Source organism: Flavobacterium sp. (assembly GCF_004295795.1).
Classification (GTDB): domain Bacteria; phylum Bacteroidota; class Bacteroidia; order Flavobacteriales; family Flavobacteriaceae; genus Flavobacterium.
Map to the genome: position 1 here is coordinate 114,940 of NZ_SEBR01000007.1, position 20,070 is coordinate 135,009.

At 46.6% G+C, this 20,070-nt stretch carries 21 protein-coding genes; 18 read left to right on the top strand and 3 right to left on the bottom strand.

What is annotated here, in order from left to right; all coding sequences use genetic code 11:
* Window positions 1–11: 11 nt before the first annotated feature.
* The 3 genes from EOO49_RS08090 to EOO49_RS08100 all read left to right on the top strand — a co-directional run bounded on the left by EOO49_RS08090 (window position 12) and on the right by EOO49_RS08100 (window position 2,655).
* Window positions 12–941, top strand: coding sequence for a hypothetical protein (locus EOO49_RS08090; protein ID WP_290844485.1), 930 nt, complete (start codon window positions 12–14; stop codon window positions 939–941).
* 257 nt (window positions 942–1,198) lie between these two features.
* Window positions 1,199–1,693 (top strand): hypothetical protein, encoded by a 495-nt coding sequence (locus EOO49_RS08095; protein WP_290844487.1) that lies wholly within the window; start codon window positions 1,199–1,201, stop codon window positions 1,691–1,693.
* Window positions 1,694–1,710: 17 nt separating this feature from the next.
* Window positions 1,711–2,655: an ADP-ribosylglycohydrolase family protein gene (locus tag EOO49_RS08100; RefSeq protein WP_290844488.1), complete on the top strand. Its 945-nt coding sequence runs from the start codon at window positions 1,711–1,713 to the stop codon at window positions 2,653–2,655.
* Here EOO49_RS08100 and upp read toward each other — a convergent pair whose 3' ends face one another.
* Window positions 2,656–3,309 (bottom strand): uracil phosphoribosyltransferase, encoded by a 654-nt coding sequence (upp, locus tag EOO49_RS08105; protein ID WP_290844489.1) that lies wholly within the window; start codon window positions 3,307–3,309, stop codon window positions 2,656–2,658.
* 100 nt (window positions 3,310–3,409) lie between these two features.
* On the opposite strand from upp, the gene EOO49_RS08110 reads away from it, so the two are divergent.
* The 3 genes from EOO49_RS08110 to EOO49_RS08120 are packed head-to-tail and all read left to right on the top strand — an operon-like array spanning window position 3,410 to window position 5,836.
* Window positions 3,410–4,015 carry a DUF4254 domain-containing protein gene (locus EOO49_RS08110; protein WP_290844490.1) on the top strand — a complete coding sequence of 202 codons (606 nt, stop codon included), beginning with the start codon at window positions 3,410–3,412 and terminating at the stop codon, window positions 4,013–4,015.
* A gap of 4 nt (window positions 4,016–4,019) precedes the next feature.
* Window positions 4,020–5,060, top strand: coding sequence for a glycosyltransferase family 9 protein (locus EOO49_RS08115; protein ID WP_366927235.1), 1,041 nt, complete (start codon window positions 4,020–4,022; stop codon window positions 5,058–5,060).
* Window positions 5,057–5,836, top strand: coding sequence for a GNAT family N-acetyltransferase (locus EOO49_RS08120; RefSeq protein WP_290844493.1), 780 nt, complete (start codon window positions 5,057–5,059; stop codon window positions 5,834–5,836). Before EOO49_RS08115 ends, EOO49_RS08120 begins: the two co-directional genes overlap by 4 nt.
* Here the strand turns inward: EOO49_RS08120 and EOO49_RS08125 are convergent, their stop codons facing one another.
* Together EOO49_RS08125 and EOO49_RS08130 are read right to left on the bottom strand one after the other, a co-directional pair.
* Window positions 5,837–7,774 carry a hypothetical protein gene (locus tag EOO49_RS08125; RefSeq protein ID WP_290844494.1) on the bottom strand — a complete coding sequence of 646 codons (1,938 nt, stop codon included), beginning with the start codon at window positions 7,772–7,774 and terminating at the stop codon, window positions 5,837–5,839.
* 143 nt (window positions 7,775–7,917) lie between these two features.
* Window positions 7,918–8,973, bottom strand: a complete 1,056-nt coding sequence (locus EOO49_RS08130; protein WP_290844496.1) for a 2Fe-2S iron-sulfur cluster-binding protein — start codon at window positions 8,971–8,973, stop codon at window positions 7,918–7,920.
* Between the two features lie 125 nt (window positions 8,974–9,098).
* On the opposite strand from EOO49_RS08130, the gene EOO49_RS08135 reads away from it, so the two are divergent.
* The 12 genes from EOO49_RS08135 to atpA all read left to right on the top strand — a co-directional run bounded on the left by EOO49_RS08135 (window position 9,099) and on the right by atpA (window position 19,986).
* Window positions 9,099–10,568, top strand: coding sequence for a DUF5687 family protein (locus tag EOO49_RS08135; RefSeq protein ID WP_290844498.1), 1,470 nt, complete (start codon window positions 9,099–9,101; stop codon window positions 10,566–10,568).
* Window positions 10,569–10,587: 19 nt separating this feature from the next.
* Window positions 10,588–11,283 carry an ABC transporter ATP-binding protein gene (locus EOO49_RS08140; RefSeq protein WP_290844500.1) on the top strand — a complete coding sequence of 232 codons (696 nt, stop codon included), beginning with the start codon at window positions 10,588–10,590 and terminating at the stop codon, window positions 11,281–11,283.
* A gap of 172 nt (window positions 11,284–11,455) precedes the next feature.
* A complete protein-coding gene (locus tag EOO49_RS08145) occupies window positions 11,456–14,368 on the top strand; it encodes a proline-rich domain-containing protein (protein ID WP_290844502.1) in 2,913 nt (970 codons plus the stop codon).
* Window positions 14,368–14,775, top strand: coding sequence for a polymer-forming cytoskeletal protein (locus EOO49_RS08150; RefSeq protein ID WP_290844505.1), 408 nt, complete (start codon window positions 14,368–14,370; stop codon window positions 14,773–14,775). The genes EOO49_RS08145 and EOO49_RS08150 overlap by 1 nt, the downstream gene beginning before the upstream one ends.
* Window positions 14,741–14,962, top strand: coding sequence for an AtpZ/AtpI family protein (locus EOO49_RS08155; protein WP_290844507.1), 222 nt, complete (start codon window positions 14,741–14,743; stop codon window positions 14,960–14,962). The genes EOO49_RS08150 and EOO49_RS08155 overlap by 35 nt, the downstream gene beginning before the upstream one ends.
* On the top strand, window positions 14,959–15,348 hold the full coding sequence (locus tag EOO49_RS08160; RefSeq protein WP_290844509.1) for a DUF6168 family protein: 390 nt from the start codon (window positions 14,959–14,961) through the stop codon (window positions 15,346–15,348). Before EOO49_RS08155 ends, EOO49_RS08160 begins: the two co-directional genes overlap by 4 nt.
* Before the next feature lie 114 nt (window positions 15,349–15,462).
* Complete coding sequence (gene atpB / locus EOO49_RS08165) at window positions 15,463–16,602, top strand: F0F1 ATP synthase subunit A (RefSeq protein ID WP_290844511.1); 1,140 nt, start codon at window positions 15,463–15,465, stop codon at window positions 16,600–16,602.
* 36 nt (window positions 16,603–16,638) lie between these two features.
* Window positions 16,639–16,839, top strand: coding sequence for an ATP synthase F0 subunit C (gene atpE / locus EOO49_RS08170; protein ID WP_290844513.1), 201 nt, complete (start codon window positions 16,639–16,641; stop codon window positions 16,837–16,839).
* A 77-nt stretch (window positions 16,840–16,916) separates the two neighbouring features.
* Window positions 16,917–17,408 (top strand): F0F1 ATP synthase subunit B, encoded by a 492-nt coding sequence (locus EOO49_RS08175; RefSeq protein ID WP_290844516.1) that lies wholly within the window; start codon window positions 16,917–16,919, stop codon window positions 17,406–17,408.
* A 1-nt stretch (window position 17,409) separates the two neighbouring features.
* Window positions 17,410–17,937: an ATP synthase F1 subunit delta gene (atpH, locus tag EOO49_RS08180; protein ID WP_290844518.1), complete on the top strand. Its 528-nt coding sequence runs from the start codon at window positions 17,410–17,412 to the stop codon at window positions 17,935–17,937.
* Window positions 17,937–18,398 carry a hypothetical protein gene (locus EOO49_RS08185; RefSeq protein ID WP_290844520.1) on the top strand — a complete coding sequence of 154 codons (462 nt, stop codon included), beginning with the start codon at window positions 17,937–17,939 and terminating at the stop codon, window positions 18,396–18,398. The genes atpH and EOO49_RS08185 overlap by 1 nt, the downstream gene beginning before the upstream one ends.
* Before the next feature lie 10 nt (window positions 18,399–18,408).
* Window positions 18,409–19,986, top strand: a complete 1,578-nt coding sequence (gene atpA / locus EOO49_RS08190; RefSeq protein ID WP_290844522.1) for a F0F1 ATP synthase subunit alpha — start codon at window positions 18,409–18,411, stop codon at window positions 19,984–19,986.
* Window positions 19,987–20,070 lie beyond the last annotated feature (84 nt).

Genomic DNA, 20,070 nt, shown 5'->3' on the forward strand with positions numbered 1-20,070 from the left:
AAAAACTACGCATGATAGCAAGCCTTTTTAGAAAATCTACGCCATTTAACTATACGGTTTTGATCGTGCTCGTGGCGGTTTTCTACTTGTTGTTCCAGTTTTCGGCTTCCGAAAAAGCGAACGACGTGGCCGGGCTTTTGGAAAAGGTTTTTCTTTTCGGACTGATTTTCAGCTCGTTGTTCATCCTGAATTTCATCGTAAAGAAAAACGGAATGAGCCGCGACAATTCTTATGCGATCCTGTTTTACTTTCTTTTTACGCTGTTTTTTCCGCAGGCTTACGACAATTTCAACCTCATGGTCTCGAATTTTTTCGTGCTTTTGGCCTTGAGGCGACTCATTTCGCTTCAATCGCTAAAAACGCCTAAAGAGAAGATTTTCGATGCGTCACTGTGGATTTTCTTCGCGGCGATGTTTCATTTCTGGAGCGTACTTTTCATCGTTTTGGTTTTCGTTTCCATCGTTTTCCACGTTTCCCGGGATTACCGAAACTGGATTTTGCCATTGATCGCGTTCGTGGCTTCGATCGTGGTTTTCTTCCTGTTCGCTTTGGTTTTGGACGAATCCAGAATCGACTTCGTGGCAGCGAACATTCCGATGGATTTCAGCATCGATTATTTCACCGACACCAAGCAGAATCTGGCTTTGGCAATGTACGCGCCCGTCGTGGTTTACTATTTTTTTCTCACGGCGACGACACTTTCACAACGTCCGTTGATCTTGCAATCTTCTTACAAAAAGGTGATTTTGGCTTTTTTCATCGGGCTTGCGATTTTTATCGTTTCGCCTTTCAAAAGCAACGATGTCCTGATTTACACGCTCGCGCCTTTGGCCATTATGGCGTCCACGATCGTCGAGACGACAAGCAGCCAGCTCAACCGCGAATTGATGGCCGGATTGACTGCTTTGGTCGCGGTCGTCTGTTTCTTTTTGCAGCTTTAATCCAATTTCTGAAACCGTGAAACCCCGTAAATCGTTGTTGTTTCTCCTCGGATTTTGTTTGCTTTTCGGATGTTCGAAACCGTCGGAAAAATCCGCGAAAGCGAAGAAATCGTCAGCCGAAAAATATTTCCAGGACAAACTTTTCCGGCAAATCCGAAGTGAGCATTACGTCGAGGATTCTGAAAAAGGCTTCATTAAAATCGGAAGGTTTTTGGATCCGGACCGCGCTTGTGATACGCCTTGATTCAATCTCGGAAGTGTCAGTTTACGAACTCCAAAACACGAAATGGACTAAAATTTTCGAGCAAAAAAATGCGGAATTTAATCGCGTTTCCGAAATCGAGCCATTTATCGAAGACTTCAATTTCGACGGAAAAAACGACATCGGGATTCGCCATGAAATCTCGAATGGCACCGGAATCATGACTTTCCAGTTGTATTTGTCGGACGCGAAAACGTTTCGTCATATCAAGGATTTCGAACAAATCGGAAATCCTACGCTGGACAAAAAACGCAAAATCGTCCAAGGTTTCGAAGCCTGTTGCGGTTTTACCGAAATGTCTCTGACCGATTATGTTTGGAACGATTTCGACCTCAAAAACGTCAGGACTTTGGAAATCGAGAATTATCCATACCAAATGCAAGCCAAATTCATTGTAGGAAAAGACACGACAAAAATTCCAACCTCCAAAAAAGAAATCTTGCGAATCGTCGCAAAATACGGCACGAATTGGCAACTTGTTGAGCAGTAAATCCCGAAATTGCGTGTATGAAAAACTTGCTCGAACCAATTAGAAGTGTGCTTTTTGGCGTGGCTGTCGCCGATGCGCTTGGCGTTCCCGTCGAATTCAAAAGTCGTCAGGCGATCGCGTTGAATCCGGTGACTGACATGATTGGTTACGGTACTTACAATTTGCCGCCGGGCACTTTTTCTGACGATTCCTCGATGACTTTCTGTTTGGCCGAGGCCTTGACGCAAGATTTCAACATGCAAACCATCGCCGACAATTTCGTGAAATGGAAACGCGGGAATTTTTGGACGCCTCGCGGTCAAGTTTTCGACATCGGAATCGCAACTTCATACGCAATCGACCGAATTGCCGCCGGAACGCCGCCTGTCTTGGCCGGAGGTTTTGAAGAACTCGACAATGGAAATGGTTCGCTGATGCGCATTTCGCCTTTGTTTTTCTATACCAAAGATCTCGATATCGTGGAGCGTTTTGAGTGTGTAAGGCAAGTTTCGTCCATCACTCACGGCCACATTCGATCAATCATCGCGTGTTTTTACTACCTCGAATTCATGCGTCTGATTTTTGTCGGAAAAGACAAATTCGAGGCTTATTTCGAACTTCAGAAGTCGGTTTCGACATTTTTGGAAACACTCGAGATCAATCCGAAGGAAATAGCGTTTTTAAAGCGACTTTTGAACGAGGACATTTCCAAATCAGATTCAGATTCCATGTCCGGAAGCGGTTACGTATTGCATTCTCTGGAATCTAGCATTTGGTGTTTGCTGACCACCGAAAGTTATAAAGAAGCGGTTCTCAAAGCCGTGAATTTAGGAGACGACACTGATACGACAGCCGCAATTACAGGCGGAATCGCAGGTTTGCTCTACGGTTTCGAAGCCATTCCGACAAATTGGGTTGCCCAGATCGCGCGCTACGGCGACATCGAGGATTTGTGCGAACGACTTTCGGATAGACTTTCTTAACTACAACTTCGGCCCGTAAGCCAAATCGCCGGCGTCGCCCAAACCCGGAACGATATAATTCTTTTCGTTCAAGCGGTCGTCCTGGGCCGCAATCCACAAATAAAAGTTGTCGGGCAGGATTTTTTCGATGAAGTCGACGCCTTCCGGAGCCGCGATTACAGCCGCGATGTGAACATTGTCCGGTGTTTCCGACTTCAGTAAAACCTCGATCACGGCCGCCAATGATTGTCCTGTGGCCAACATCGGATCGACGATTATCAACGTTTTGCCCTGAATCGAAGGCATTGCCTTGTATTCGACCTTGATCTCAAATTCGTCGTCGTTGTTGAAATGGTGTCGGTAAGCCGAAATGAACCCGTTTTGGGCGTCGTCGAAATAGTTCATGAAACCGTTGTGAAGCGGTAATCCGGCGCGTAAAATCGAGCACAAAACAATGTCGTTTTCGATTTCGGAAGTATTTTTGACACCAAGCGGCGTCTTGATTTGAATCGGACTGTAATCGAGTTCTTTCGAGATTTCGTAAGCCATGATTTCGCCGATCCTTTCGATGTTGCGACGGAATCGCATGCTGTCTTTTTGGACTTCAACGTCTCTGATCTGACGCAAAAAATGACTCAAAATACTGTGATTCTCGGAAAGGTAGCGAATGTGCATGCGGTGGTTTTTTGAAGGCTTTTGCTTAAAACCTCAAAGGTTTTCAAAACCTTTGAGGTTTGGAAGGTAAAGGTATATCTTTGTGTTTTAATCCAACCTTATGTTCGCAAAATTAGCTTATTCGGTTTTTGAGCAAAGCATCAACGACTATCACAAATTCGACAATGTCGACCAACCGATTGCCAATCCGTATTCAAAAGACCAATTCGAGCATTTGTTGTATTTCAAGAATTGGATCGACACCGTGCAATGGCATTTTGAGGACATCATCCGCGATCCGCAAATCGATCCTGTGGCGGCTTTGGCCTTGAAGCGCAGAATCGACGCCTCGAACCAGGAAAGAACCGATATGGTCGAATATATCGACAGTTATTTTCTCCAGAAATACGCCGATGTCCAAGTCAAACCAAACGCCAAGATCAACTCTGAAAGTCCGGCTTGGGCTTTTGATAGATTGTCGATCCTGGCTTTGAAAATCTACCACATGAACGAAGAAGCGACGCGTGCCGAGGCAACCCAAGCGCACCGCGACGCGTGTCAGATCAAACTCAACACTTTGCTCGAACAGCGCACAGACTTGTCAACGGCGATAGACGATTTGTTGACCGATATCCAAAATGGCGACAAGTTCATGAAGGTTTACAAACAGATGAAAATGTACAACGACGAGGAATTGAATCCGGTTTTGTACCAGAATAAAAAGTAACACCTTGGCCACGCCAATCACTCACATAGCCGTCATCCGACTGAGCGCCATGGGCGACGTCGCGATGACGGTTCCTGTTTTGCGCGCTTTCGTGAAGCAGTTTCCGGGCGTAAAAATCACTTTGGTTTCGCGTCCGTTTTTCGCTCCTTTTTTCGATGGAATCCCGAATGTGGAATTTTTCGCGATCGATTTGGACAAAAGACACAAAGGCATCTTCGGACTCGCCAGATTGTATTCCGATCTAAAGCGCAAAAACGTCGACGCTTTCGCGGACTTACACAACGTGTTGCGATCGAAAATCGTGCGTTCGTTTTTTGTCGTAAGCGGAAAACCAGTAGCGAAAATCGACAAAGGCCGAGACGAGAAAAAAGCGTTAACGCGCCATGAAAACAAGATTCTAAAACCACTCAAATCTACGTTCGAACGCTACGCCGATGTTTTTCGCGAGCTGGGTTTCGCGCTCGATTTATCCCATCCGGAATTTCCTCAAACAGCCGAATTGTCTTCTGAAGTAAAAACTGTTTCAGGTGAAAAATCCCAAAAATGGATCGGGATTGCGCCTTTTGCGAAACATCAGGGAAAGCAATATCCGCAAGACTTGATGGGAGAAATCGCATCGGCTTTGAGCCAAAATCCAAACTACAGGATTTTTCTTTTCGGGGCCGGAGCTCAAGAAACCGAAGTGCTCGAGTCGTTTGCATCCGACGCCGAAAACACGATTGTCGTAGCCGGAAAATTGAAGTTGAAGCAAGAACTGAATCTGATCCAGAATCTCGATTTGATGTTGAGCATGGATTCCGGAAACGCGCATATCGCGGCGATGTTTGGCGTGCCGACCGTTACGCTTTGGGGCGCGACGCATCCTTACGCCGGTTTTGCGCCTTTCAACCAACCCGAATCGCACCAACTTTTGTCTGACCGAGAGCGATTTCCGCTTTTGCCGACATCGGTTTACGGAAACAAAGTCGTCGAAGGTTACCAAGATGCGATGCGCACGATTGCTCCGAAAGTTGTAGTTGAAAAGATAAATTCCGTTTTGAGATGAAAAAGTCGACCGCCAATTCCGAACATTACAAATGGGGCGAAAATTGCGACGGGTGGCAGTTGCTGAAATCTGATACTTTGTCGGTCATTTCAGAAAAAATGCCGTCCGGAGCGTCTGAAATCCTACATTATCACGCGAAAAGCCAGCAGGTTTTTTACGTTTTGTCGGGCGAGGCGACTTTCGAGATCGAAGGCGAAATCGTTGTGGTTCCGGCTAACGAAAGTTTGCACATTCCGAAGAAAGTCTGGCATAAAATCAAAAATGAATCCGAAGAAGACCTGACGTTTTTGGTGATTTCGGAACCTGACACCAAAGGCGACAGGATTGAACTTTTGGAGTTTTCCGACGAACATCAGACTCACGTCAAGAACCTCAATTACGAATGGCTCGAAAAGTACTTCAAGGTCGAAGCCGGAGACGAAAGATCGCTTGCTGACCCGAGAGGTCAAATCATCGAAAAAGGCGGATTCGTTTGGGTTGTTCGCATCGACGGACAAATCGTGGCGACGGTTTCGCTTCTCAAAAAACTAAACGGTGACTTCGAGCTTGGGAAAATGGCGGTTTCAGAAGATTTTCAAGGTTTCGGAATAGGTCAAATGCTTATCAAACACAGTTTTACAAAAGCAAAAGAGCTCGGGATTTCCAAGCTCTTTCTGTATTCCAATATCATTTTGTCGCCCGCGATCCACCTTTATCGCAAATTCGGTTTTGTCGAGACCGAACTCGAATCTGGCCTTTACGACCGCGCCAACATCAAAATGGTGAAAAACTTCTAGTTATTTTTTGGCTTGTGCCATTTTGGTGGCCGTTGCCTGATCGACGATTCGTTTCATTTCCTGTGGATCGGTCGGAATTAGTGGCGCATCTTTCGCGTTGGCCAGATTATCCCCGAACGGTTGCTGCGAATCGACTCCGAAGCGTTGGTTTTGGTAGAATCTGCGTTTTCCCATGATTCTGTATGAAAAGTCGATATTTGATGTTCCGCCGTTTTTCTCTTTCACAGTGAAGCCTTTGTTGTCGGCGTCTTTTATCACGATAAGTCCGTTGCTTTCGCCTTCTTCCTGGATGAAAATGCGCATTTTGTTCTTGTCGTTGTCTACGAAAATCGTTTCGATGTACATCGGATCCAAATCGATGTGAACCGATCCGTTGACGAGTTTTGCTCCGCCCAAATCCTCAAACCAGATTTCCGGACTTTCGGTGCAATACAACAATTGGTTGCCTTTTGTGGTTGGAACCGATGCAGATTTCGTGCCCGTAACTGCATATTTCCCGGTGCCGTAAAACGCGTAAGATCCGACTGAATTTGATCCATCGTATGCGTAAACTCCCGTTCCTGTTGTGAAAGTACAAGTTCCGAATACTCCAAAATCCCTAAGTGTCGGCATGTTGGCGAAAGTGGAATTCCATCCGAGGCCGAAAACGCCCGCGCCCCAAAGACTGTAATCGCCAACGACTCCGAGCTCGTTGTTTCCGCTGTTTGTCGATGCTCCGTAAACGCCGGCCGAACCAAGAACAGTTGACGCCGATTCGCCTCTCACGCCATACGAAATCGTTCCTGCAACGGTATTTGTGTTGACTCCCAAAATTGACGATTGTCCCTGCAACGCAGAAGTCACATGAAGTCTTGAAGTCGGCGCCGCCGTTCCTATCCCGACGTTTCCGGCAGAAGTTACTCTCATTCGTTCGGTATTGTTCGTGCGGGTCGTGAGATCGATGGCATCGGTCGTTCCGATGAAGTTCGTCCCGGCGACCGTTCCGGCATTTCCGGTAAGATTCCATTTGATTCCGCCTATGATTCCAACCCAGGCCGTCCCGTCGAAATAATAAAATCCTGGCGTGCTGTCAGTTTGGTAGATCAAAAGTCCTGTCGCTGGCGTGCCGATCGCGTTTCTTTGTGCGATGTTCATTCTCGGAACCAAAACACCCGCAGTAGTCGAGGTCAAATCGAGAAGCGAGCTAGCGTTTGGAGTTGCCGTTCCCACGCCGATTTTTCCGGCGCTAGTGATTCTCAAACGTTCTACGTTGTTCGTTCTGGCCGAAAAATCTATCGCGTCAGTTGTTCCGATGAAGTTTGTACCGGCGACCGTTCCGGCGTTTCCTGTCAGATTCCACTTGATTCCGTTGGCGAGTCCTACCCAAACCGTTCCGTCGAAGTAGTAAAAACCGGGTGTGTTGTCAGTTTGATAAATGAACAATCCCGTGGCCGGAGTCGCGATCACGTTCCTTTGCGTCAGCGTCATTCGCGGAATCAACATACCGCCCGTGGTCGAAGTGATGTCAAAAGCCGAACTCGCGTTTGGAGCAGCAATTCCAACGCCAACGCGACCTGCGCTGGTAACGCGAACTCGCTCTGTGTTGTTGGTTCGGGTTACGAAATCCTGGGCGTCGGTTGTGCCGATGAAGTTCGTGGCTGGCGCTGTCGCGGCATTTCCGGTCAACGTCCATCGCGTTCCGCCGCTGATTCCAACCCAAGTCGCTCCGTCAAAGTAGTAAAATCCGGGCGAGTTATCTGTCTGATAAATAAGCAATCCGGTTGCCGGCGTGCCGATTGTGTTTCTTTGGACAAGCGTCATGCGGGGCACGAGCATTCCAGATGTGGTAGAAGTAACGTCAAGCATGGCACTTGAACTTGGAGCCGTCGTACCGATTCCGACTTGGGAATGAGCGGACATGCCAAGAGCGAGCGCTCCCAGTAGTAGAAGTTTTTTCATAGTTTTCAGCAGATTTAGTTTTTTGGAACAAAAAAATCTTTCTAAATGTAGAAAAAGCTAAAAAATACGCAACTGCTTTAACGTTAAAGTCGATGAATTACAGCAATTTTCGTTAAACTCCGATAAAAATGTAAGCGATTTGGTTATATGTCGTCGAAATCAACGACGATTTCTTCGGAAGTCGGATGCGCTTGGCACGTAAGTACTAGACCTTGAGCAATTTCGCCATCGGTTAGGATCGCGTTCTTGACCATTTGCGCCGATCCTTTCGTGACGCGGGCCATGCAACTGCTGCAAATTCCGCCCTGGCACGAATAGGGCGCGTCGATTCCTTGCTTCAAAGCCGCTTCGAGCAAGGTTTGTTTCTTCGACATTTCGAAGGTCGTTTCTTCGTTATCGACGAGAACCGTTATTTTGGTATGTCCTTCCACGGGTGCTTCCAATTGCGCTTTGGTTTTCGGAGGTACGAAAAGCTCAAAACGGATGTCTTTTTCCTTGACGTTGTGTTCCTTGAGAACAGTACTCACGAGCGTGATCATTTCCTCAGGTCCGCATAACCAGAATTTATCGAACTCCATGTCCTTGAACTTGTTGTTCATTATGTAATTCACGGTCGATTTCTCGATTCTTCCAAAAAGATGGTTGTCGACTTTGGTTTGGCTGAATACGAAATGTACGAAAAACCGTCCGGTGAACTGTTGTTCCAATTCGTGGATTTTGTTGTAGAATATCGTTTGTTCGGGCGTTTTGTTTCCGTAAACCAACACGAAAGTCGAATTCGGTTCGTGGATCAACACGCTTTGGATGATTGCCATCACTGGCGTAATTCCACTTCCGGCTGCAAACGCCGCATAGTTCTTTCTCCTTTCCGGATTCGGTTCAAAGGTGAAGGTTCCTTCGGGCAAACCGACTTCCATCGTGTCGCCTTCGCGCAATTGTTTGTTCGCAAAAACAGAGAATACCCCAGATTTCACGCTTTTTATCGCGATTCTCAACTCGTCGCTTCCGGGAGCGGAACAAATCGAATAAGCGCGACGGATTTCTTCCCCGTCCAAAGTCAATTTCAGAGTCAGGTATTGTCCGGCGATGAAGTTGTAGTAATCGCGAAGCTGATCGGGAATTCGGAACGCGACCGAAATGGCTTCGGGTGTTTCCCTTTTGACTTCCTTTATGTTGAGTTTATAGAACGAGGTCGACATTTTGAAAATTTTTGCGAAATTACAAAAAACAACACGTCTTCAAGCCATTTGTCGAGATTGTGCGTGCAAATTCAAATTTCCTGTAACATTTCCGTAAATTTCGGCTCCAATCAAAAAATCAAATCATGTTCAGACATTTTTTCATGCTCGAAACCAAGGCTTTTTTCAGATCGGCCGCTTTGGGAGCGAATCTGGCCATCAAGATAATCTTGGGAATCGTCGCTACTTTTTATGCCGGAATGTTCTGCATGCTTGGTTTTGCGATGTATCCGATTCTGAACGACCAAGGTATCAATCCGCTTGAGACCGTAAACAAATACCTGATTTTCTACGTTTTCTTCGATTTGTTCATAAGATTTTTCATGCAGAAAATGCCGGTTGTTAACATCAAACCGCTGTTGATTTTGCCCATCAAGCGAAATGTCGTCGTGCATTTTGCCATCGGAAAAAGCGTGATCTCGTTTTTCAATGTGATCCATTTGTTTTGGCTGATTCCGTTCACGATCGCTTTGTTGGTCAACGGACATTCGCCTTTGAACGTGCTTTTGTGGCATTTTTCGATCGTCGCTATTTTGTTGGCCGACAATTTCATCAACCTTTTGATCAATAATAAGGATGCGGTTTTTTATCCGGTTGTCGCCGTGGTCATCCTGGCTGCGGCAAGTTGGTATTACGGTTGGTTCGACATCACCGCTTACACAAGCATCGTTTTCAATGGATTTTACCAAACGCCGATAGTATTTCTCGCAGCGTTGGTTTTCCTGGCCGCACTCTATTATTTCGTGTTCCGATATTACAGAAACCGACTTTATCTCGACACGGGACTCGCCCTTAAAAAAACAATCGCCAAAACCGAAGATTTCACGTGGCTCGACCAATTTGGCGAAATGGGAACTTTCCTGAAGAACGACATCAGACTTTTGAAAAGGAACAAACGCTCTCGAACCACGGTCCTGATGAGTTGCCTTTTCATTTTCTACGGATTGTTGTTTTTCACCAACGCCATCGAAGTTTACAGTGGTCCGTTTTGGCAAGTCTTCGCCGGAATTTTCGTCACCGGAGGATTTCTGTTCACCTTTGGACAATTCGTGCCAAGCTGGGATAGCGCTTATTATCCGCTAATGATGAGCCAAAATATCAAATACCGAGAATATCTCGCTTCGAAATGGTGGCTTATGGTGATCGCAACGGTAGTTTCTTCGATCATTGCCTCGTTCTATCTTGTTTTCGGACTGCAGGTTTATCTCGTGATTTTGGCCGCGGCGGTTTACAACATCGGAGTGAATTCGCACTTGGTTTTGCTTGGAGGCGCATTCGTGAAAACGCCGATCGATCTTACTTCGGGAAAACGCGCTTTCGGTGACAAGCAAGCTTTCAATGTAAAGACGCTTTTGATCACGATCCCGAAATTGGCCGTTCCGCCTTTGCTTTACGGTTTGGGTTATTACACGGTCGGTCCGGAATTGGGTTATGCTTTGGTCGCTGGCGCAGGCGTTATCGGGTTCGCTTTCCGCAATAAGGTTTTCTCGCTGATCGAGCGCATCTACAAATCTGAAAAATACAAGACGATCGCCGCTTACAAAAGCAACAACTAATCATCAAAAAAGCAACGACATGATCAAAGTCACAGAACTTTCCAAACAATATAACGGCGTTTCCGTTCTCAACATCACTGATTTAAAGATTCCGGCGGGTGAGAGTTTTGGCCTCGTAGGAAACAACGGCGCCGGAAAAACGACATTTTTCAGTCTGTTGCTCGACCTTATCGAACCTACGACGGGACAAGTTTTGAGCAAAAATATCGCGGTAAATGCCAGCGAAGCATGGAAACCTCATACGTCGGCATTTCTCGACGAAAGTTTCCTTATCGGATATTTGACAGCCGAAGAATATTTCTATTTCATTGGCGATCTGAGAAAACAGAACAAAGCCGATGTCGATGCGCTTTTGGCCAGACACGAGGAATTTTTCAACGGCGAAATTCTCAACAGCAAGAAATATTTGCGAGATCTGTCCAAAGGAAACATGAAAAAAGTCGGGATCATCGCCACTTTGATCGGAAAACCCGAAGTGATCATTCTCGACGAACCTTTCGCAAACCTCGATCCGACTACCGTCAACCGTCTCAAGAAAATCATCCGCGAATTGGCTGATGATCCGTCCGTTACGATTTTGGTATCAAGCCACGATTTGGCGCACACCGTCGAAGTTTGTGACAGGATTGTCGCTTTGCAGAAAGGCGAAGTCGTGAAAGACATCAGGACTTCGCCCGAGACTTTGAGAGAACTCGAGGAATTTTTCGCGGTCTGAAAGGCTTTGCGTGCGCTTGGCATCTGAATTCCAAAGTCTGGCAAAAAATAAAATCCGTTCTTAACGCCAACCAAAATTGCCAATTGCCAAAAAACCGTATTTTTACCCGTTTATACAGTAGCAATATACTAAAAACGCCATTTGGCAGTTTATGCATAAAACGGTGACCGTCTTGAAAACCAATATATTCCGAATCTTATCGATTTTCGGCCTTATCGCCTTGGTCGTGGCTTGTTCCACCAAACGCGATACTTTCCTCGCGCGCAATTCGCATGCGATGAGTACCAAATACAACATTTTGTACAATGGCGATCTCGCGCTCGAAGCCGGAATGAAAGACCTCCGGACGCTTTACGGAGATGATTTTTGGGAAGTGCTTCCGGTAGAAAGGATGCAACCTGATCTCGAGGCGCCAACTTTGGGCGGCCAACCGACAGGTCCGAAAGAGCAACAGAAAAACCCGAATTTCCAGCGTGCCGAGGAAAAGGCCACAAAAGCCATCCAGAAACACTCGATGAACATCGGCGGAACCGAAGTCAATTACCAAATCGACGAAGCGCACATCTTGCTTGGGAAATCGCGCTATTACGACAAGCGTTACGTTCCGGCTTTGGAAGCTTTCAATTACGTTTTGTACAAGTACCCAAAGAGCAGCAAGATCTACGAGGCGAAAGTTTGGAGGGAAAAAACCAATATGCGTCTGGAAAACGACGGTTTGGCAATCACGAATCTGTCCAAATTGCTGGCTGATCCGAAAGTAAAACTCGACAGGCAAGTCTATTCGGAGGCGAACGCGACTTTGGCTCAGGCTTTCATCAACACGCAACAAAGAGACAGCGCCGTCAATAGACTCAAAATCGCGTTGAAAAATACGAGAATCGACGACGAGGAAGCGCGCTACAATTTCATCATCGGACAACTTTTCGAACAAGCCAAACAAAACGACAGCGCCTGGACGTACTTTCAGCGTGTGATCGACATGAAACGCAGCTCGCCTTGGGTTTACAGGATTCAGGCCATCGGACACCAATCGGCTCAATTCGATTACAAGAAAGGCGACACTTTGCAGTTCGTCGAGAATTACAAGGATTTGCTCAAGGATCGCGAAAACCGCCCGTATCTCGATTGGCTAAACCACCAATTGGCGGTGTTTTACGACAAGAGCGACAAGCCGAAACAGGCGCTCAAATATTACAACAAATCGCTTGACGCACAACCTACCGATGCTTACCTGAACGCATCGAACTACAGAAACATGGCCGAAATCTATTTCAACCAGGCCAAATATGTCACCGCAGGATTTTACTACGACAGTACGTTGGTCCACCTGAAACCGAGAACGCGCGAATTCCGACTCATCGAGAAAAAGCGCACGAACCTCGAAGACGTGATCAAGTACGAAGGAATTGCCACGACGAACGACAGTATCATCAGCATTTATTCGATGCCGAAAGAGCAGCAAATCGCGTATTACCAAAAATACATCGACAAACTCAAGAAAGCCGACGAAGCCGCGAGAGTAATGGCTGAGAAGGAAAAGGAGAAAGCCGAGGTTTTGGCGCAATCCCGCGCTGGCGACGTGGCTTCGGCCGATCAGTCGATTCGAAACGTTTCCAAAAGTTCGGCGGCTCCGGTCAAGGAAGCCGATGCGAACGCCTCGCCTTCGACATTTGGCCCAAAGAGCGGCAAACCCGGCGATTTCTATTTCTACAATCCTACGACTGTCGCTTTCGGTAAATCGGAATTCCGCAAGAACTGGGGAAATCGGGCGTATCAGGACAATTGGCGTTTCAACAAGTCTGGCGGTCAAGCCGAGGAGGAAAAACCCGAGGAAGAGTTGACTCCGGAAGAGATCAAGGCCAAAAAACTTGCCGAAGAACAGGCCGAGGCGCGTTACACCACAGATTTCTACATCAGCCAACTTCCGACTTCAAAAGTCGTGATCGACAGTTTGTCCAAGGAAAGAAACTTCGCATATTACCAACTTGGCGTCATTTACAAGGAAAAATTCAAGGAGTACGAGCGTTCGGCAGACAAACTCGAGAAACTGCTCGTAAGCAATCCGGAAGAACGTCTGATTTTGCCTGCGATGTACAATTTGTACAAGGTTTACGAAATCATCGACAAGCCAAAAGCCGAAGCGATGAAAGCCGACATCATCAGCCAATATCCAGATTCGCGTTACGCCCAAATCCTCAAGAATTCGCAAACCGGCGAAGCGGCTCAAGCGCCTGAAGTCGCGTTCAATCAGCTTTACAAGGAATACAAGGAAGGCGATTACAGGAATTTGGTTCCGAAGTTGGAAGATGCCGTCGACAAATACACGGGCGAGTCTTCGCTTCCGAAATTCGAGATGCTGAAGGCGATGAACATCGGGAAATTGCAAGGTGTCGAAGAATACAAGAAAGCCCTGAATTATGTGGCATTGACGTATCCGAATCAAGCCGAAGGAAAAGAAGCCGAAGTCATGCTCGGACGCGATATCGTAATGATGGAAGCGCGCCAGTTCAACGACGTGCCGCCAAAAAGCTGGAAAATCATCTATCGCGCGCCAGATCCTAACGCCAAGAACATAAAGACGCTTCAGGAAAAACTCAAGAAGTTCATCTCGGAAAGAACCGCCGACCAATTGACGCAATCGCTCGACATTTTTACGATGGACATGAATTTCGTCGTCGTGCACGGAATCAAGACCGAACAAGGAGCCGAAGGAATCGCATCGGTACTCAAAGAATTCAAGGAATACAAACTTCCGGATGTCGCGATCGTGATCTCGAACGAGAATTACGCCGTGCTCCAAATGAAGAAAAACCTCGAGGAATATTTGGCCGATCCGCACAAACCTGCCGAAAAACGCGCCGCTCCGGTAGTGAAACCGGTTCAGGACGGCCCGAAAACGCAAACGCCTCGTGGCGCGCGTGTTCCTAAAGCGCGTCCGGCACAAAGCCAGACGCAAGGTACGCAACCGCCTTCGATCGGTCGTCCGCCTCAGGATTCAGACGATCCCAGAGCCGGAAACATGCCGCCGGGAATGCCGCAGCAAAATACGACCAGTCCGAAATCGCAATCTACACCAAGAAAATAATGTTCGACAAAAGCCCTAAATCCTACACCGACCTCTTGGGAAAAACCAACAGGATCGTCGAGGGAACGGCGATCAAGGGCGACATCATTTCCCAAGCCGACCTGCGCCTCGACGGAAAACTCGTGGGCAATCTGCAATGCAGTGGCAAGATCGTGATTGGTCCGGCCGGAGCGGTTTTGGGCGACATCGTTTGCAAAAATGCTGACATAGAAGGCCAATTCGAGGGAAAAATCCAAGTGGCCGAAATGCTCAATGTAAAAGCAAAAGCCAAAATTCTTGGACACGTAATTTGCGCCAAGCTTTCGGTTGAACCCGGAGCGGCTTTCAGCGCTTCTTGCGAAATGCGTCCGCAAACCAAAAATCTTCCCGTTCATGAGCAGCGACCAGAATCCGAAAAAGAGCAATAAATGGCTTGCCCTTATGGGAATTCCGTTTCAGATGGGCGCGATCATTTTCGCGTTTTGCTGGTTCGGGATGTGGCTCGATGAAAAAACGGGCAGCGAGAATCTTTACCTGATCATCTTTTCGTTGCTTTCGGTGGCGATCGCCCTTTACAACGTCATCCGACAAGTCAACAACCTCAATAAAAAATGAACCGAACTTTCCTGATCTATTGGATCGTGTTTTTCGGGATTGCCGTTGCCGGAAATTTTATCCAGGAAAATTTGTTTGCCGAAGCGTCTTCCCACTTGTTTTTTCCAGCTTGGAAAACGTATGCTTTCCACTTCGCCGCCTCTTCCTTTTTGTGCTTCATGGTCTCGCTCGTCCACAAATATGCCTACCAATCGACGGGTTTCGCTTTCGTGGGCGCGGGCTTGGTGAAAATGGCGCTTTCGGTCGTGTTTTTGTCGCCTTTGATTTTCTCGGACGAAATGAACTACGTAGGAGACATCGCGGCCTTTTTCATACCTTATTTCGTGTTTTTGACGGCCGAAGTGCTTTTCGCCGTGCGTATGTTAAAGTCTGAACCTTCCAAATAGCCTCATAAACAGGCAGAATATCAACGTTCTGACTTTTTTTCATCTGATGTTTTCTATTGCAGATTATAGTTGTACTTTTGCAAAAAATTTTAGAAACGCAGAATTCAAATTTCCATGATTCTATTAAAACGTTTTCGTTCTTTACTCGCCGTCAGCTTGTTGACCATGTCTGTTTCCGCATTTGCACAAGAGCACGCCGAACCGACTCACGAAGCCACTGCCCACGAGGAAGTAAACGCGCACGCAGGCTCGCATGAGGCAGCCGAAGAAAAAGAATTCAACGCAAGCGAGTTGATCAATTCCCACATTGGCGATTCGCATGAGTTTCACATTTTTGATTGGAACGGACATCCGGTTTCATTCTATCTTCCTGTCATTCTTTGGACGAACGACGGATTAGCGGTTTTTTCTTCGGAAGAATTCCACCACGACAACACCGGACACCACGTTGTAGAGAAAAACGGACAGAAGTTCGTGCGTTTCAACGAAGTGATCTACTACGCCGACCAATATGAGACGACCGCGAAAGAAGACGTTAGCGCTTTCAACTTCGATATCCGTCCGCTTGACTTTTCTATCACCAAGAACGTATTTTCGCTTTTCCTTTCGGTAATCGTACTTTTCATACTTTTCTCGGTCGTTGGGAAATCTTACAAAAAGAATACGATGGCGCCAACCGGATTGGCCGGATTTCTTGAGCCTTTGGTTACTTTCGTTCGCGATGACATTGCAATTCCGAACATCGGTCTTAAAAAATACGAGCGATACATGCCTTATTTGTTGACGGTGTTTTTCTTTATCTGGATCAACAACCTTATCGGATTGATTCCTTTCTTCCCGTTCAGCTCGAACCTTACAGGAAGTATTTTCTTCACGTTCGTCATGGCTTTGATCACGTTCATCGTAACGTCGTTCAGCGGAAACAAATATTATTGGGGTCACATTTTGACGCCGCCGGTTCCGAAAGCGCTTTACCCGATCATGGTTCCGGTAGAGATCATCGGTATGTTGACAAAACCATTCGCGTTGATGATCCGTTTGTTCGCGAACATTACTGCGGGTCACATCATCATCTTGAGCCTTATTTCCCTGATCTTCATTTTCCGATCGTTGGCAGTTGCGCCAATTTCGGGAGCGTTCGTGTTGTTCATGAGCGTCTTGGAGCTTTTGGTTGCGGCTTTGCAAGCGTACGTGTTCACGTTGTTGACAGCTTTGTTCATAGGACAAGCGGTTGAGGAACACGACCATCACTAAGAGTTTTTTAATTATTAACTATATAAATTTATCATTATGGTATTAGCTGGAATTGGAGCAGGTTTGGCAGTAATCGGAGCTGGAATCGGAATTGGAAAGATCGGTGGATCTGCAATGGACGGTATGGCTCGTCAGCCAGAAGCTGCTGGAAAAATCCAGACCGCTATGATTATTGCTGCGGCACTTATCGAAGGTGTTGCACTTTTCGCAGTGGTTGTTGCGTTGATCGCAAAATAATTAAAATCGAGGCCAGACTGCGAACGGTTGGTTCGTAGTCGGCCTTTATTACAACAAAAGCACAAAATTTATATCATATGAATTTCACAGCACCCGAAAGTTTAATATTCTGGACGACCCTAATCTTCGTCATCTTCTTCATTCTTTTGAAGAAATTCGCTTGGAAACCGATTCTTGGAGCGGTAAAAACTCGCGAGGAAAGCATTAACAATGCCTTGAAAGCTGCAGAAACGGCACGTCAGGAAATGGTTGCGCTTCAGTCTAAAAACGAGGAAGCTTTGCAATTGGCTCGTCAGGAGCGCGATGCTATGATGAAAGAAGCTCGCGAGATCAAAGAGAAAATGATTGCCGACGCCAAAGCGGAAGCATCTGCCGAAAGCGCAAAATTGATCGAGCAGGCAAAAGCAGCGATCAACGCAGAGAAAAATGCAGCCATGGCCGACATCAAAGCCCAGGTCTCATCGCTTTCTTTGGAGATCGCCGAAAAGTTGTTGAAAGACGAACTTTCGAACAAAGATTCACAAATGAAATTGGTCGACAAATTGTTGGCCGACGCTAAACTGAACTAATATGTCTAGAGCTGCTATCCGTTACGCGAAAGCGATTTTAGATATGGCGCACTCAAGCGGAGTGGCTTCGGAAGTGAACAACGACATGTTGCACATAGCCGAAAACATCGGTGCGAATGCCGAGCTTAAAGAATTCGTCGAGGCTGCAATTATCAGCAACGAGGTGAAGGAAAAAGCGGTTACCGAAGTTTTCGACTCGGCACAAAATATCACAAAAGGTTTGTTCCGATTGTTGAAAGAGAACAAGCGTTTCGAGATTTTGGAAGCGATTGCGATCGAATACAGCCGATTGTTCGAAGACATGAACGGAGTGGAAGTGGCTACGGTCACGACTGCCGTCGAACTCGACAAGGATATGGAAGCGAGAGTTTTGTCGAAAGCGCTAGAGTTCACGAACAAAAAACTGGTTATCGAGAATATCGTCGATCCGGAAATCATTGGAGGTTTTATCCTTCGCGTGGGCGACAAGCAATACAACGCTTCGGTTGCCAACAGATTAAAAGTTCTTAAACGCGAATTGGCAAACTGATGAGAAACGCAATTTTTACTTTGGTTTGTTTGCTGTCGGTTGCTTTTGCATCGGCTCAAAAAATAGATTTCGACAAGAAAACGGCAACTGTTTCCATTGACGGAGTCGCTTGTATGAAATATGAGTCGAATGCCAACAATGTGACTTACATGACACTTGAAGGAACAGACATCATCATCCTGAAATATATGGAGCAGAACGGCGTCCGTTATTGCAAGGTGATTTTTGTGGAATCGAATCAGCAACTTACGAGCGAGAGTTACTCTTTCACGAAAAAATTGTTGGTCGAGAAACTGCTCAAATCGAATACATTGGTCGACTGTGCGTTGAACGAGGAGAAAGTACGTACATTCTGCATGAAGTACGATGAAAAAGTTGAAGATCGATTCAACGGAAACAATACGGTTATTATCAAGGAAGAATCCAGACCTTCCGGAGTAAACATAAAAATAGGTAGATAAATAAAAAGTTATGGCGGAAATTAAACCGGCTGAAATTTCAGCGATTTTGAAGAAACAGCTTTCGGCTTTCGAATCGGGAGCTACGCTTGAAGAAGTGGGAACCGTTTTGAACGTCGGTGACGGTATCGCCCGCGTTTACGGTTTGTCAAACGTACAATATGGTGAATTGGTAGAGTTCGACAACGGCCTTGAAGGTATCGTTTTGAACTTGGAAGAAGATAACGTTGGTGTCGTATTGCTCGGCCCATCGACAGGAATCAGAGAAGGTTCACAAGTAAAAAGAACACAGCGCATCGCTTCATTGAAAGTTGGTGAGCAAATGGTTGGACGCGTCGTGAATACGCTAGGTTTTCCAATCGACGGAAAAGGCCCGATCGGAGGCGATCTTTACGAGATGCCACTTGAGCGCAAAGCTCCGGGAGTAATCTTCCGTCAGCCCGTAACTGAACCGCTTCAGACAGGTATCAAAGCGATTGACGCGATGATTCCGGTAGGACGTGGACAGCGCGAGCTTGTGATTGGTGACCGTCAAACGGGTAAATCATCGGTTTGTTTGGATACGATCCTCAACCAAAAAGAATTCTACGACGCAGGAAAACCTGTATTTTGTATCTATGTTGCTATCGGACAAAAAGCTTCGACAGTTGCCGGAATCGCAAAAACGTTGGAAGAAAAAGGCGCAATGGCTTACACGGTAATCGTTGCTGCAAACGCATCCGATCCTGCGCCAATGCAAGTTTACGCTCCAATGGCAGGTGCTGCGATTGGCGAATATTTCCGCGACACAGGCCGTCCGGCTTTGATCGTTTATGATGATTTGTCGAAACAGGCTGTCGCTTACCGCGAGGTTTCCCTTTTGCTTCGTCGTCCACCGGGACGTGAGGCTTATCCTGGAGACGTTTTCTATCTTCACAGCCGTTTGTTGGAGAGAGCTTGTAAGGTGATTGCAGATGACAACATCGCAAAAGACATGAACGACCTTCCGGATTCCTTGAAACCGATCGTGAAAGGTGGCGGATCGCTTACCGCACTTCCAATCATCGAAACACAAGCAGGTGACGTTTCGGCCTACATCCCGACAAACGTAATCTCGATTACTGACGGACAGATCTTCTTGGAATCTGACTTGTTCAACTCTGGTGTACGTCCGGCGATCAACGTTGGTATTTCGGTATCACGTGTTGGAGGTAACGCACAGATCAAGTCGATGAAGAAAGTTGCCGGTACGCTAAAACTTGACCAGGCACAATTCCGTGAATTGGAAGCTTTCGCGAAATTCGGATCTGACCTTGACGCGGTTACATTGAACGTAATCGAGAAAGGTCGTCGCAACGTAGAAATCCTCAAGCAAGGTTTGAACTCGCCGTTCACGGTTGAAGATCAGGTTGCGATCATCTACGCCGGATCGAAAAACTTGTTGAGAAACGTTCCTGTGAACAAGGTGAAGGAATTCGAAAAAGACTTTCTTGAGTACTTGAACGCAAAACACCGCGATACGCTTGACGCTTTGAAAGCCGGTAAATTCACCGACGAGATCACAGGCGTTATCGAAGCCGCGGCGAAAGAGATTTCAGCGAAATACAATTAATTGAAAACAGTCTTGAGTAATGAGATTCTGGAATTGAGTTTGTCTCTTTTCTAAAATCTCAAGACTCACAACGCTCTACTCAAT

Excerpts from the sequence above, each read along its gene's own strand:
- atpH (WP_290844518.1), top strand. The coding sequence starts at position 17,410 with ATGTCTAGAGCTGCTATCCGTTACGCGAAAGCGATTTTAGATATGGCG.
- EOO49_RS08120 (WP_290844493.1), top strand. The coding sequence starts at position 5,057 with ATGAAAAAGTCGACCGCCAATTCCGAACATTACAAATGGGGCGAAAAT.
- upp (WP_290844489.1), bottom strand. The coding sequence starts at position 3,309 with ATGCACATTCGCTACCTTTCCGAGAATCACAGTATTTTGAGTCATTTT.
- EOO49_RS08140 (WP_290844500.1), top strand. The coding sequence starts at position 10,588 with ATGATCAAAGTCACAGAACTTTCCAAACAATATAACGGCGTTTCCGTT.
- EOO49_RS08110 (WP_290844490.1), top strand. The coding sequence starts at position 3,410 with ATGTTCGCAAAATTAGCTTATTCGGTTTTTGAGCAAAGCATCAACGAC.
- EOO49_RS08160 (WP_290844509.1), top strand. The coding sequence starts at position 14,959 with ATGAACCGAACTTTCCTGATCTATTGGATCGTGTTTTTCGGGATTGCC.
- EOO49_RS08135 (WP_290844498.1), top strand. The coding sequence starts at position 9,099 with ATGTTCAGACATTTTTTCATGCTCGAAACCAAGGCTTTTTTCAGATCG.
- EOO49_RS08175 (WP_290844516.1), top strand. The coding sequence starts at position 16,917 with ATGAATTTCACAGCACCCGAAAGTTTAATATTCTGGACGACCCTAATC.
- EOO49_RS08130 (WP_290844496.1), bottom strand. The coding sequence starts at position 8,973 with ATGTCGACCTCGTTCTATAAACTCAACATAAAGGAAGTCAAAAGGGAA.
- atpA (WP_290844522.1), top strand. The coding sequence starts at position 18,409 with ATGGCGGAAATTAAACCGGCTGAAATTTCAGCGATTTTGAAGAAACAG.
- EOO49_RS08100 (WP_290844488.1), top strand. The coding sequence starts at position 1,711 with ATGAAAAACTTGCTCGAACCAATTAGAAGTGTGCTTTTTGGCGTGGCT.
- EOO49_RS08155 (WP_290844507.1), top strand. The coding sequence starts at position 14,741 with ATGAGCAGCGACCAGAATCCGAAAAAGAGCAATAAATGGCTTGCCCTT.
- EOO49_RS08090 (WP_290844485.1), top strand. The coding sequence starts at position 12 with ATGATAGCAAGCCTTTTTAGAAAATCTACGCCATTTAACTATACGGTT.
- EOO49_RS08150 (WP_290844505.1), top strand. The coding sequence starts at position 14,368 with ATGTTCGACAAAAGCCCTAAATCCTACACCGACCTCTTGGGAAAAACC.
- atpB (WP_290844511.1), top strand. The coding sequence starts at position 15,463 with ATGATTCTATTAAAACGTTTTCGTTCTTTACTCGCCGTCAGCTTGTTG.
- EOO49_RS08125 (WP_290844494.1), bottom strand. The coding sequence starts at position 7,774 with ATGAAAAAACTTCTACTACTGGGAGCGCTCGCTCTTGGCATGTCCGCT.
- atpE (WP_290844513.1), top strand. The coding sequence starts at position 16,639 with ATGGTATTAGCTGGAATTGGAGCAGGTTTGGCAGTAATCGGAGCTGGA.
- EOO49_RS08185 (WP_290844520.1), top strand. The coding sequence starts at position 17,937 with ATGAGAAACGCAATTTTTACTTTGGTTTGTTTGCTGTCGGTTGCTTTT.